This is a genomic window from Ruegeria sp. C12 (assembly GCF_056537745.1).
The window spans coordinates 20,733-32,771 of the sequence record NZ_JBQFSA010000002.1 but is presented as its reverse complement, the minus strand read 5'-3'; the positions used below and the strand labels follow the sequence as shown (position 1 = coordinate 32,771).

At 57.9% G+C, this 12,039-nt stretch carries 12 protein-coding genes and 1 tRNA gene; 7 read left to right on the top strand and 6 right to left on the bottom strand.

What is annotated here, in order from left to right:
• Positions 1-193 precede the first annotated feature (193 nt).
• From ACR0C9_RS05315 to ACR0C9_RS05305, 3 genes are all read left to right on the top strand, one after another.
• Complete coding sequence (locus ACR0C9_RS05315) at positions 194-931, top strand: porin (protein WP_480780545.1); 738 nt, start codon at positions 194-196, stop codon at positions 929-931.
• Between the two features lie 111 nt (positions 932-1,042).
• A tRNA-Val gene (locus ACR0C9_RS05310) sits at positions 1,043-1,117 on the top strand.
• A gap of 106 nt (positions 1,118-1,223) precedes the next feature.
• A complete protein-coding gene (locus ACR0C9_RS05305) occupies positions 1,224-2,810 on the top strand; it encodes an APC family permease (protein ID WP_480780544.1) in 1,587 nt (528 codons plus the stop codon).
• 50 nt (positions 2,811-2,860) lie between these two features.
• Here ACR0C9_RS05305 and lon read toward each other — a convergent pair whose 3' ends face one another.
• The 4 genes from lon to ACR0C9_RS05285 all read right to left on the bottom strand — a co-directional run bounded on the left by lon (position 2,861) and on the right by ACR0C9_RS05285 (position 8,101).
• Complete coding sequence (gene lon, locus ACR0C9_RS05300; RefSeq protein WP_480625966.1) at positions 2,861-5,269, bottom strand: endopeptidase La; 2,409 nt, start codon at positions 5,267-5,269, stop codon at positions 2,861-2,863.
• 226 nt (positions 5,270-5,495) lie between these two features.
• Entirely contained in the window at positions 5,496-5,921 is a 426-nt protein-coding gene (locus ACR0C9_RS05295; protein ID WP_480780543.1) for a DUF6636 domain-containing protein, read from the bottom strand.
• Between the two features lie 74 nt (positions 5,922-5,995).
• Positions 5,996-7,126 (bottom strand): tRNA guanosine(34) transglycosylase Tgt, encoded by a 1,131-nt coding sequence (gene tgt / locus ACR0C9_RS05290; RefSeq protein WP_170450938.1) that lies wholly within the window; start codon positions 7,124-7,126, stop codon positions 5,996-5,998.
• Positions 7,127-7,189: 63 nt separating this feature from the next.
• Positions 7,190-8,101, bottom strand: a complete 912-nt coding sequence (locus ACR0C9_RS05285; RefSeq protein ID WP_170450941.1) for a nucleoside hydrolase — start codon at positions 8,099-8,101, stop codon at positions 7,190-7,192.
• A 176-nt stretch (positions 8,102-8,277) separates the two neighbouring features.
• Here ACR0C9_RS05285 and ACR0C9_RS05280 point away from each other — a divergent pair, with 176 nt between their 5' ends.
• From ACR0C9_RS05280 to ACR0C9_RS05270, 3 genes are all read left to right on the top strand, one after another.
• A complete protein-coding gene (locus tag ACR0C9_RS05280) occupies positions 8,278-9,168 on the top strand; it encodes an SPFH domain-containing protein (RefSeq protein WP_480780542.1) in 891 nt (296 codons plus the stop codon).
• Entirely contained in the window at positions 9,168-9,446 is a 279-nt protein-coding gene (locus tag ACR0C9_RS05275) for an NfeD family protein (protein ID WP_480780541.1), read from the top strand. Before ACR0C9_RS05280 ends, ACR0C9_RS05275 begins: the two co-directional genes overlap by 1 nt.
• 90 nt (positions 9,447-9,536) lie before the next feature.
• Positions 9,537-9,899, top strand: a complete 363-nt coding sequence (locus ACR0C9_RS05270) for an SUF system Fe-S cluster assembly protein (protein ID WP_170450947.1) — start codon at positions 9,537-9,539, stop codon at positions 9,897-9,899.
• A gap of 221 nt (positions 9,900-10,120) precedes the next feature.
• Here the strand turns inward: ACR0C9_RS05270 and ACR0C9_RS05265 are convergent, their stop codons facing one another.
• Complete coding sequence (locus ACR0C9_RS05265; RefSeq protein WP_480780540.1) at positions 10,121-10,459, bottom strand: hypothetical protein; 339 nt, start codon at positions 10,457-10,459, stop codon at positions 10,121-10,123.
• 196 nt (positions 10,460-10,655) lie between these two features.
• Here ACR0C9_RS05265 and ACR0C9_RS05260 point away from each other — a divergent pair, with 196 nt between their 5' ends.
• Positions 10,656-11,021: a HesB/IscA family protein gene (locus ACR0C9_RS05260; RefSeq protein WP_480780539.1), complete on the top strand. Its 366-nt coding sequence runs from the start codon at positions 10,656-10,658 to the stop codon at positions 11,019-11,021.
• Here ACR0C9_RS05260 and ACR0C9_RS05255 read toward each other — a convergent pair.
• On the bottom strand, positions 11,018-11,929 hold the full coding sequence (locus ACR0C9_RS05255; RefSeq protein WP_480780692.1) for an isopenicillin N synthase family dioxygenase: 912 nt from the start codon (positions 11,927-11,929) through the stop codon (positions 11,018-11,020). The genes ACR0C9_RS05260 and ACR0C9_RS05255 overlap by 4 nt on opposite strands.
• Positions 11,930-12,039 lie beyond the last annotated feature (110 nt).

Genomic DNA, 12,039 nt, shown 5'->3' with positions numbered 1-12,039 from the left:
TCAAATGGCACGCGGTTGTCCGTGGATTTCCGCACAGAAACAGCATGCTTCACCCTCAATGTGACACCCCGGCAACAGCACCAGTTAATTCAAGTGAATCAATACACCGCAAAGCAGAATCAACCTAATGCTGCGCGCGCAAAAAGGGCCACATTCCGGGGCCCGGCCAACAAAAAAAGAGCGGAGCATAATCTTGAAAAAACTCTTTATCTACAGCGCGCTGTCAGCAACTCTGTCGACCGGCGCGGTGCAGGCCGTCGAACTTACAGGCGGTTATCTTGATCTGGGGTATTCAACCTTCACCGACACCGATTTTGGTGACGTCTACAACCTGAACGGGGCGGCTGAACTGGCCTTCACCCGCGCGTTCAGCGCCCAGTTGGATCTGGGCGGCTATCGTTTTCAGGACCTCGGCGAAACCGCAACGAACTGGACACTGCACGCCAACTTGCACACCAGCGGCAACGCGTCGTTTGGTGCGTTCTACGGTCAGGAAAAGTTGGAAGATGCTGATTTCGACTTTTTCGGAATCGAGGGTGGCTTCGACGCAGGCCCGGCAGAGATCGAAGGTTATATCGGTCGCCAGGAACTGAGCAACGTCTCTGGTCTGGACGGAACAATCTTCGGAGTTTCGGCCAAAACCGAACTGAGTGACCGCTGGGACTTCACCGCAAGCTGGGACATTGTCGACAACTTTGTCGGTGCGTTGGATTACAACCTGTTTGCAATCGGCGCCACCTATGCCGCCGCTGACAACGCCGAAGTTTATGGCAATATCGGCGTCGCACATATCTCATCCCCGCTGGTTTCCGGCAGCTCGAACGAGGCCTATGTGGGCGTCGGCGTTCGTGTGAACTTTGGCAACGATCGCGGCACGACATTTGGCCGTCGCGGCGTTCTGGCCAAACTGCCTGGCCTGCCCGGTCTGTAAAACACCAGGGCCCCGGTTTTCCGGGGCCTTCCGTTTTGCGCATGTTAGCCGGGAAAACTGATCTTCCCGCCCTTGCAGAGCACCAAGACCTGCGGTAAGAGGCCGCCCTATGGGTGATTAGCTCAGTGGTAGAGCGCTTCGTTCACATCGAAGATGTCAGGAGTTCAAATCTCTTATCACCCACCATTCCACTTTCCAATCGTGTGACTCCACCCAGCTTGCCACCGGGCGTTGTAACTGCGTATCCTTTTCACAATCGCTGAATTAACGGCGCGTGAACAAGAGGATACGCATGGCCAAACTGAAGCGGGATATTGGCCTTGTGGGTCTGACCTTCATTTCAGTCGGCGGAATCATCGGGTCAGGATGGCTGTTTGGGCCGTTGCTGGCGGTGCAACACGCAGGCCCTGCTGCGATCCTGTCATGGATCATTGGCGCGGTAGCGATGTTCATCCTTGCCATTACATTCGCCGAGATTTCGGCCATGCTACCGATCCCCGGCGGCATCGCCCGCGTACCACAGTTCTCGCACGGCAACATCGTGTCGATGGCGATGGGCTGGACGGCCTGGATCGGCTACAACACCACGGCCCCGATCGAAGTCGAGGCAATGTTGAAATACCTGGCCCCCTACGCCCCGTGGCTCCACACCGCAGCGACCGGAGATCTGACCGGCGCGGGTATTGCAGTGGCCCTGTTCTTCATGCTGCTGTTCGTGGCCATCAACGCCTTGGGCGTCAAGTTCTTCACCCAGGTCAACGCCGCGCTGACATGGGCCAAGGTTGCAATTCCGATTGTGCTGTCGGTGCTTTTGATCGCCAGCCGGTTTGACGCGCAGAACTTCTCACACCCCGACGGATTCGCACCTTACGGCCTGCAAGGCATCATGGCCGCTGTATCGACTGGAGGGGTGATCTTTTCGTTCATCGGCTTCCGCCACGTGGTCGACATGGCCGGAGAGGTTCGGAACCCGAAATTCGATATTCCCGCCGCGCTGATCCTGTCGATCATCCTGTGCGCTGCCATCTATCTGGGCCTGCAAGTCGCATTCATCGGCGCGCTTGACCCCGTCATGCTGAAAAACGGATGGAGCAGCCTGAATTTCGGCGGCGAAGGTCCGTTGGACGCTGTCATCATGTCCGTCGGGATGGTCTGGTTTCTAAGCTTGCTGAATGTTGGGTCGGTCATCGGCCCCTTCGGTAACGGGCTGGTTGCGACCGGATCGAACGCCCGCATCGCGCTCGCCCTGTCCAAGAACGGGTTCCTGCCGCAGCGCTTGACGATTCTGTCCACGTTTGGCGTGCCGCTTTGGGCACTGGCGCTGAATTTTGTGATCGGCATTGTGTTTCTGCTGACGGTGCCCTTTACCACGGTCATCGCCCTGAACGGGGCCGCAATTGTCTTGTCCTTCGCAGTGGGTCCAATCGCCGTTGTCTGCCTGCGCCGCTTGATGCCCGACCACCCCAGATCCATCCGCATCCCCGCCGTCAAACTGGTGGCCGTCACCGCCTTTGCCGTTGCAACTCTGGTCGTCTATTGGAGCGGCTGGGACACCGTATGGCGGCTGGGCATTGCGCTGATTGCAGGGATGGTCCTGCTTTTGGTCCGGTTCCGGGGTCGGCTGGATGAGATGGACGTGACCGAGGCGCTGTGGCTGGTGCCCTATCTGGCGGGCATCGGCCTGATCTCTTACCTCGGTCAGTTCGGTGACGGCGCGCTGAAGCAAATTCCGTTCGGGTGGGACATTGTACTCTGCACCCTGTTCTCGGCGGTAGTTTTCGCCCTCGCCGTTCGGTCCGCCCTACGGGATGAAAAGTTTCAACAATACATTGCGGAAGAAGAGATACTGGACCCCAAAAAACCGATTATTGGGTTCTGAAACGAAAAAAGGCGGGGTCCGGCCCCGCCTTTTCAATCTTTTCCGCACGCTTAATGCGCCGTCGCTGATGGGCCTGCGTTTTCCGCAGCCTTTGTCGCAGCGGCAGCAGCTTCCTCGGCGGCCTCGTCCCATTCGATGGGCTCTGGCTCGCGCACCAGTGCTTGTTTCAATACTTCCGAGACATGTTTGACGGGAATGATTTCCAGCCCTTCTTTCACATTGTCCGGAATCTCGGCCAGATCCTTTTCGTTTTCTTCCGGGATCAGAACCGTCTTGATGCCACCGCGCAGCGCCGCCAGCAGTTTCTCTTTCAAACCACCGATGGGCATCGCATTGCCGCGCAACGAAACCTCGCCCGTCATGGCAATGTCCTTGCGCACTGGAATGCCGGTCAGGACCGAGACAATCGAGGTCACCATCGCCAGACCCGCCGAGGGGCCGTCCTTGGGCGTTGCCCCATCCGGCACGTGGACGTGAATGTCCAGCTTGTCGAACTGCGGCGGCTTCACCCCGATCTTCGGTGAGATCGACCGCACATAGGACGAGGCCGCGTCGATGGATTCCTTCATCACATCGCCCAGCTTACCGGTGGTCTTCATCCGACCCTTGCCGGGCAGTTTCAGCGCCTCGATATGCAGCAGATCACCGCCCACGGACGTCCAGGCCAGACCGGTCACGACGCCGATCTGGTCGTCCTGCTCGGCCAGGCCATAGCGGAACTTCGGCACACCCAAGAAATCATCCAGATTGTCCGGCGTCACCGTCACGGTTTCCGCCTCTTTCTTGATGATCTTGGTCAGCGATTTCCGCGCAACCTTGGCGATTTCACGTTCAAGGTTCCGCACGCCCGCCTCGCGGGTATAGGTGCGGATGATCTTTTGCAGCGCCTCATCGGTCAGTTCGAACTCTTTGGCTTTCAGACCGTGGTTCTTGACCTGCTTGCTGATCAAGTGCTGCTTGGCGATCTCACTCTTTTCCTCTTCGGTGTAACCGGCCAGCGGGATGATTTCCATCCGATCCAGCAGAGGCCCCGGCATGTTGTAGCTGTTCGAGGTTGTCAGGAACATCACGTTGGACAGGTCATATTCGACCTCAAGGTAGTGGTCCATGAACGTGCTGTTCTGTTCCGGATCCAGCACTTCCAGCATCGCCGAGGCCGGGTCGCCACGGAAGTCCTGCCCCATCTTGTCGATTTCATCGAGCAGGATAAGCGGGTTCGTGGTTTTCGCCTTTTTCAGCGCCTGAATGATCTTGCCGGGCATTGAGCCGATATAGGTGCGACGGTGGCCCCTGATCTCGGATTCGTCGCGCACACCACCCAGCGAGATGCGGATAAACTCGCGCCCCGTGGCTTTTGCAACCGATTTACCCAGCGAGGTTTTACCCACACCGGGAGGGCCAACAAGGCACAGGATCGGGCCTTTCAGCTTTTTCGAACGCTGCTGAACCGCCAGATATTCGACGATCCGCTCTTTGACTTTCTCAAGCCCATAGTGATCAGCGTCCAGAATGTCCTGCGCGCGGCCCAAGTCCTTTTTGACGCGGGATTTGGTGCCCCACGGCAGCGACAGAATCCAGTCCAAATAGTTGCGCACGACGGTGGCTTCGGCCGACATCGGGCTCATGTTGCGAAGCTTTTTCAGCTCGCCTTCAGCCTTTTCGCGGGCCTCTTTCGACAGCTTGGTTTCGTTGATCTTGGCTTCCAGCTCGGCGACTTCGTTCGAACCGTCCTCACCATCGCCGAGTTCCTTCTGAATGGCCTTCATCTGCTCATTCAGGTAGTACTCGCGCTGCGTCTTCTCCATCTGGGATTTGACGCGGGTCTTGATCTTTTTCTCGACCTGCAGAACCGACATTTCGCCCTGCATCAGGCCATAGACCTTCTCAAGCCGTTCGCTGACGCTGAGCGTCTCAAGCAGTTCCTGCTTTTGCTCAACCTCAATACCCAGATGACCCGACACCAGATCGGCCAGCTTGGCAGGCTCGGTGGTTTCACCAACGGCGGTCAGAGCCTCTTCGGGGATGTTCTTGCGCACTTTTGCGTAGCGCTCGAACTCATCCGCTACAGTGCGCAGCAGCGCCTGTGTGGTGGTCACATCGCCCGGGATTTCGGTCAGATACTCGGCACGCGCCTCGAAAAACTGATCGTTTTCAAGGAATTCCGTGATCTGCACACGCGCCTGTCCTTCGACCAACACCTTGACGGTGCCGTCGGGCAGTTTCAGCAGTTGCAGGACGTTGGCCAGAACACCAGCCTGATAGATGCCGTCCACTTCCGGATCATCGACACCGGGGTCGATCTGGCTGGACAACAGAATTTGCTTATCATCCTGCATCACCTCTTCCAGCGCGCGGACCGATTTGTCTCGGCCCACGAACAGCGGCACGATCATATGCGGGAAAACCACAATGTCGCGCAGCGGCAGGACGGGGTATGAGGAATTCAGAGGCTCTTGCATGCTCTATCCTTATCGTTGGCAAGACGGCTCTGGTCCCTGCTTGAGGCAACGCTTGGCCGTCTCCTGTCTTGGATGGTTAAAGGTGGGGCTGTCACCGCCCTATTTCAACCTCACCATCATGTCTCTGGCGCAGCATGACCCGAGGTTTTCCGGACTGCAAGGCGTCCCGGAAACATATCCACCGAAATTAACGCACCCTGCGTGAGAAATACGCAGGCAAAAAAGATCAGAACACGCGCTGCACGGCGCGGGACAGGAAAAACCCGTGGCCGTCCTGATTGCGACACTCCAGACCTTTCCGCGAGGAGCTACAGGTAAACCCACCAAACTGGCCCGTGACACCATATTCCGCACGGTTAAACCCGCCGCGGTTTCGATTCAGCGGCTGGCACAGCATTTCCACGGGGCCGGTATTGAACATCAGGAAATCATGGCCCCAGTCGGATTGGCAGTCGGAAGGCCGAGGTAACGCGGGCTGGCCGGACTTTTCGATTATCGTGCACTGGATATCAGAAGACTCAGCGCCTTCGCCCACCGAACACTGAATATTTTCGGAAGGGGTTTCAAAGGTCCAGACATCTGAAATGACAGGTGTCGCGCAGAAAATTGCTGCGCCGAGAGAAAGGCGAAACATAAAAACTCTCCGGGTCACGAACTAAAAATAACATTGCTTAAAGTGTCCTCAGACTACCTGAAAACCACGCAATTGTCACCCGAACGGGACGGCTATAGCGGCTCGATATCGCCCTGCGCGCGCGTTGCATGGAAATCGGCCTGCCACGCATCGAAGCTTCCGGCCGAGATGGCATCCCGCATGCCCTGCATGATCTCCTGGAAATAATGCAGGTTGTGCCAGGTCAACAACATGCCCGAGATCATCTCGTTCGACCGGAACACATGATGCAGATAGGCGCGCGAATAATTCGAACAGGCCGGGCACGAGCATTCCTGATCCAGTGGGCGCGGGTCGTCCGCATGCCGCGCGTTTTTGATGTTCACCACGCCACGACGGGTGAAAACCTGTCCGGTACGGCCAGAGCGCGACGGTAGGACGCAATCCATCATGTCCACACCGCGCGCCACCGCGCCGACGATGTCATCCGGCTTGCCCACGCCCATCAGATAGCGTGGCTTGTCGGTGGGCAGGAAATCGGGGGCATAGTCGAGGCAGTCAAACATCGCCTCCTGCCCTTCACCCACGGCCAGACCGCCAATGGCGTAACCTTCGAAACCGATGGCTTTCAACGCCTCGGCGCTTTCTTCCCGCAGATCCTGTTCCAAACCGCCCTGCATGATCCCAAACAGCGCGTGACCCGGACGATCCCCGAACGCATCGCGCGACCGCTCGGCCCACCGCATCGACAGGCGCATCGACTCGGCAATCCGCTCCCGGTCGGCGGGCAGCGAGGGGCATTCGTCGAAACACATCACAATGTCCGAGCCCAGCAGGCGCTGGATTTCCATCGAGCGTTCCGGCGTGAGTTCGTGCTTGGACCCATCCACATGAGATTTGAAGGTCACGCCCTTCTCGGTCAGCTTGCGCAGCCCGGCCAGCGACATGACCTGAAACCCGCCCGAATCCGTCAGAATGGGCCGCTCCCAATTCATGAATTTGTGCAGGCCCCCCAGACGGTCAATCCGCTCGGCCGTGGGACGCAGCATCAGGTGATAGGTGTTGCCCAGCAGAATATCCGCCCCGGTTGCACGCACGCTTTCCGGCATCATCGCCTTGACGGTCGCCGCGGTGCCGACCGGCATGAAGGCCGGCGTGCGCACCTCGCCCCTTGGCGTGTTGATCACGCCGGTACGGGCCTTGCCATCGGTGGCTTTCAGCTCAAAAGAAAACTGCTGGGTCATATCATCGTCTCTGATCGCGGAACCGGGCAGGCTTTGCCCGATCCACCGGTGCTTTGCAACCCGTCAGGGCAACGAGGCGACGCGGGCCGTAAACAGATCCACCACCCCTGCCCCGTCCACATCCCGACAGACCGAGACCTTTGGGCGACCGTCATGTGGCACCGTGGCCCCCAGCGCAGCGCCTTCAGTGGTGACGTTCAAACCGGTCTGAACGATCTCGAACATATGATCATGGGTGCAGGCGATTACTGCGGTCGAGTCGTGCAGGCCGCAGCCTTCCAACCCGCCGATATCCTTGTAGAACTTCAGATAAAACCGCGAAATATCGCGCAGGAATGCGCCCATATTGGGCGACTGATCTGCCAGCGCCTCGAAATCTGCGGTTTCGTACAGGGTTTTCAGCGTGACATCCAAACCTACGACCACTGTCTCTGGTGGCGCGGCGAACACCGCATTGGCTGCCTTGGCGTCGTGGTAGATATTCGCCTCGGCATGTTCGGTGATATTGCCGGGGCAATAGACAGCGCCACCCATGACAACCAACCGCTTGAGGTTCTGCGCGAACTCGGCATCCAGCTTCATGGCGTCGGCGATGTTGGTCAGTGGACCAACGGCGCAGACGACCAGCTCACCCCGATGCTGGCGCGCCATGTCCGCCAGAAATTCGGCCGCGGACAAGTCGTGGTTCTGCCCGATCTCGGGAATATCGGTCAAATCGCCAAAACCCTCGGGACCATGCACATGCTCGGACGGGCTGTGGCTGTCCTGCCCGTGGGCAAACGGCGCGCCTTGGGCGACCGGAATTCCCAAACCCAGCTTATCGACCAGAAACCGGGCGTTTCGGCTGGACTGGTGGACATGCGTATTGCCAAAAACAGTGGTCAGCCCGATCAGATCAATCTCGGGCGCGGCAGCGGCGTAGGCGATGGCCATGGCATCGTCGATACCGGGGTCTGTGTCGATAATCAGTTTCATCCCGCTCCGATAGCGCAATCAGGCACAGATGCAAAGCGATCACTGTCACCGCTTGCAACCGTCCGAATGAGGCATACCGCTATTTGCAACCGCCTGCATTCACGCCATACCAGAGTTGAAATCGGGCGACTCAATCCCCTAATGTATACCAATGTACACAATAAAAGAGGACAGTTATGACAGAAGAGCAGATCATCGGATTGCTTTCGTCGAATACCATTTACTTTTTGGCTGCCATTCTGGTGGTCATCGTTACGCTCAAAGGCATAAAGATCGTTCCCCAATCCGAAAAATACGTGGTTGAAAGGTTCGGACGCCTGCATTCTGTGCTTGGACCGGGCATTAACTTTATCGTTCCGTTTCTGGATGTTGCACGCCACAAGATATCCATTCTGGAACGCCAGCTGCCCAACGCCACCCAAGACGCGATCACCAAGGACAACGTGCTGGTTCAGATCGACACCTCGGTCTTCTACCGAATTCTTGAGCCGGAAAAGACCGTGTACCGTATCCGCGACGTGGACGGCGCGATTGCCACCACCGTTGCCGGTATCGTCCGCGCCGAGATCGGTAAAATGGATCTGGATGAGGTCCAGTCGAACCGCGCCCAGCTGATCGCTCAGATTCAGGAAAGCGTCGAAACCGCCGTGGATGACTGGGGCATCGAAGTGACCCGGGCCGAGATTCTGGACGTGAACCTCGATCAGGCCACCCGCGACGCGATGCTTCAACAGTTGAACGCCGAACGCGCCCGCCGCGCGCAGGTGACCGAAGCCGAAGGTCAGAAACGCGCCGTGGAACTGCAGGCCGATGCCGAGCTTTATGCCGCAGAACAAACCGCCAAAGCCCGCCGCATCCAGGCCGAGGCCGAGGCATATGCCACCGGCGTCGTCGCCAAGGCCATTCAGGACAACGGGATCGAGGCCGCGCAGTATCAGGTTGCGCTGAAACAGGTGGAATCGCTGAACGCGCTGGGCAATGGCACCGGCAAACAAACGATTGTCTTGCCTGCAAATGCTCTGGAAGCCTTTGGCGATGCGTTCAAGATGCTGAAAGGAGGCAAGTGATGGCCGACCCCTTCTGGCTGACATGGTGGATCTGGTTGGCGGGCGCTTTGGCGCTCGGCATCCTCGAAATCGTTCTGCCCGGTTTTATATTTCTGGGCTTTGCCATCGGGGCCGCTGTGACCGGGCTGCTGCTGCTCATCCCGGTGCTTGCCCCATCGCTGCCGGTTGTGCTGCTGATCTTCGCGGTGCTGTCGCTGATCGCCTGGCTGGGGCTGCGCCGAACCTTTGCGCACCCGCACGGGCAGGTGAAAACCTTTGAGCATGATATCAACGACTAACGTCAAGGGTCGCGCGGCAGCCTTTGCAGCACTGGACGCTGCCACAGCCATTCCCTATATAATCACTCAGGCAACCGACCCGAGGCGAAGATGACGCACCCGAGCGAACACTTAGAAGGCACACCGCTGATTGCACCTTCGACAATTGAACACCCCCTTTACGACCAGGTGGTCGAGGCGTGCAGAACGGTCTATGACCCTGAAATTCCTGTCAATATCTATGACCTCGGCCTGATCTATACGATCGACATCAAGGACGACAACGCGGTCAAGGTGATCATGACGCTGACCGCGCCCGGCTGCCCGGTTGCGGGCGATATGCCCGGCTGGATCATGGAAGCCATCGAACCGGTTCCGGGGATCAAAGAAGTGGACGTTGAACTGACGTGGGAGCCCCCCTGGGGCATGGAGATGATGTCGGACGAAGCCCGGCTTGAACTCGGGTTCATGTGATCGCGCCTAAGGCATTGTCACAAAAGGTTAATCCATCCGTTACCGAACTGTAGGCCCGCTGTCACATTTCTGCGGGACACATACGGCGCGTCGACAACCGCCAAGGTTTAATTCTGTCATGCGCATGGGCCGGTACCGACTGTGCCATCCCCCATCCCCGGCCCGGAAATTGGACCGCTCTTGCCCGAGAGCGGTCTTTTCTTTTTCGGATACGCTGGGGCCTAACTCAGACCGCAGGTCGCTTTGATGTCCGCGGCCCGCTGGTCCAGCTCTTTGACGTAGTCGCCGGACAGCATTTGCAGTCTTTTGTTCTCGGTCCCGGTCACAAGACCCAGTAATGCACCTGCCGGAGTGATCGCGGCGACGCTTTCCAGTTGCTGGTCCTGAGCGTGTTTCTTTTCCGATGCAATCGCCCGCAGATCCCCTTCGGCTGTGGCACAATTGATCGGATGCCGCTTGAGTGTTGTATCCGCATAAGCGGGAATGGCCGTGATCATGGCTGCGGTGCCGATCAAGGCAGTATAAACAATTGCATTAGCTTTGTCGCGTAACCCATTCATTTCAATATAACTCCCCAAATGTAATCTGATCTCTGGCCGACTTTGGCAAACTGTCTTGGGTCAGGCTACGCGCATCCGTCACGTCAAGGCAACCCGCGCAAGCCGGTGGTAAATTTCACAACATCCAATCGCACTGACTTGAGCCTGCCGGGATACGCCCCTAAATTAGCGGTAACGCGCGACGACGGAGACACAGATGTTCGGCATTCCCGGCAAACAGGCCGTGACCATTACGCCCAAAGCTGCAGAGCAGATCACCCGCCTGATGAAATCCGGCGGTCATACCGGTCTGCGTATCGGTGTGAAAAAAGGCGGCTGTGCAGGCATGGAATACACCATGGACTATGTCGACGAAGCCGATCCGCATGACGAGGTGGTCGAGCAAGACGGCGCGCGCGTGATGATCGCCCCGATGGCGCAGATGTTCCTGTTCGGAACCGAGATTGATTACGAGGTCTCGCTGCTGGAATCCGGGTTCAAGTTCAAAAACCCCAATGTGGTCGATGCCTGTGGTTGTGGCGAGTCGATCAAGTTTGACGAAAGCCTGTCAACGCAGCCTTAAGCCGATTTCAGGTGCAGATAGGTTTCATTGAAACGTTTCGTCAGGTGATCACCTGCGGTAATCACCTGCCCTGACCCCGGCGGGGCGACATTGGTGTCGTAGGTTGGGTTGAAGAACATCGGGACCGAGATCCGTTCGTGGGACCCGCCTATTACCCGGTGCTCGGTCGCCTTGACGCGGCCTGCGGTCCAGAACTCCAGCATCTCACCGAAGTTGATCACAAAGACACCCGGTTCGGCCTGAACCTTCTCCCACGCCCCATTGGGCATCCGTACTTCCAATCCGGACGTGCCGTCGGTGGCCAGCAAGGTCAGACAGCCGTAATCGGTATGCGCGCCAATGCCGAAGTCTTTGTCTCCGGCCCAGACAGGCCGCTGGGGATAGTAGTTCCCGCGCAGCAGGGCCATTGGCGTATCGAAGGCCGCATCAAAACTGCTCGAGTCCCGCCCCAAGGCGACAGCAATCGCGCGCAACACCCGCATGGATACATCGCAGGCATCGGCGTAATACGCGCGAATGGTGTCTTGAAAGTGCTCTGGTTCCTCGGGCCACAGGTTCGGGGCATACACGCTCAGGTTCTGGGCGCGGTATGGGTTGTCCTGAGGCAGTTCATACCCGCAATCGAACACTTCCTTGAAATCCGGATTGGCTGTCGGATCAACCTGCTCAGACTGCGGCGCGCCCCAGCCCCGATTGGAACCGGTCACAGCCATGTCGACAGCGCGTTTGTCCTGCTCGGGCAAGCGGAAAAAGTCGTAATAGGCAGCAATCACGTTCTGAATGCGTTCCCGCGTCAGCCCTGTGTTGCGCACTTTCAAAAACCCAACCTGTCCAACGGCTTGCCGCAAGCGTGCCAGCTCTTGCGGGTCCCGGTTGTCCAGCTTTTCAAGATCAAGGTTGTCGATCATGGCATCCTCGGAAGACTCAGCGCGGAAACTGCCCGTCACAGATATGAACTGCAACCGCAATTGTAAGGTCCGATCATCGATGCTATCCGATGGCCCAAACAACCAAATTC

Coding starts and splice junctions, on each gene's coding strand:
- ACR0C9_RS05305 (WP_480780544.1), top strand. CDS start 1,224: ATGGCCAAACTGAAGCGGGATATTGGCCTTGTGGGTCTGACCTTCATT.
- lon (WP_480625966.1), bottom strand. CDS start 5,269: ATGCAAGAGCCTCTGAATTCCTCATACCCCGTCCTGCCGCTGCGCGAC.
- tgt (WP_170450938.1), bottom strand. CDS start 7,126: ATGACCCAGCAGTTTTCTTTTGAGCTGAAAGCCACCGATGGCAAGGCC.
- ACR0C9_RS05285 (WP_170450941.1), bottom strand. CDS start 8,101: ATGAAACTGATTATCGACACAGACCCCGGTATCGACGATGCCATGGCC.
- ACR0C9_RS05280 (WP_480780542.1), top strand. CDS start 8,278: ATGACAGAAGAGCAGATCATCGGATTGCTTTCGTCGAATACCATTTAC.
- ACR0C9_RS05275 (WP_480780541.1), top strand. CDS start 9,168: ATGGCCGACCCCTTCTGGCTGACATGGTGGATCTGGTTGGCGGGCGCT.
- ACR0C9_RS05270 (WP_170450947.1), top strand. CDS start 9,537: ATGACGCACCCGAGCGAACACTTAGAAGGCACACCGCTGATTGCACCT.
- ACR0C9_RS05265 (WP_480780540.1), bottom strand. CDS start 10,459: ATGAATGGGTTACGCGACAAAGCTAATGCAATTGTTTATACTGCCTTG.
- ACR0C9_RS05260 (WP_480780539.1), top strand. CDS start 10,656: ATGTTCGGCATTCCCGGCAAACAGGCCGTGACCATTACGCCCAAAGCT.
- ACR0C9_RS05255 (WP_480780692.1), bottom strand. CDS start 11,929: ATGATCGACAACCTTGATCTTGAAAAGCTGGACAACCGGGACCCGCAA.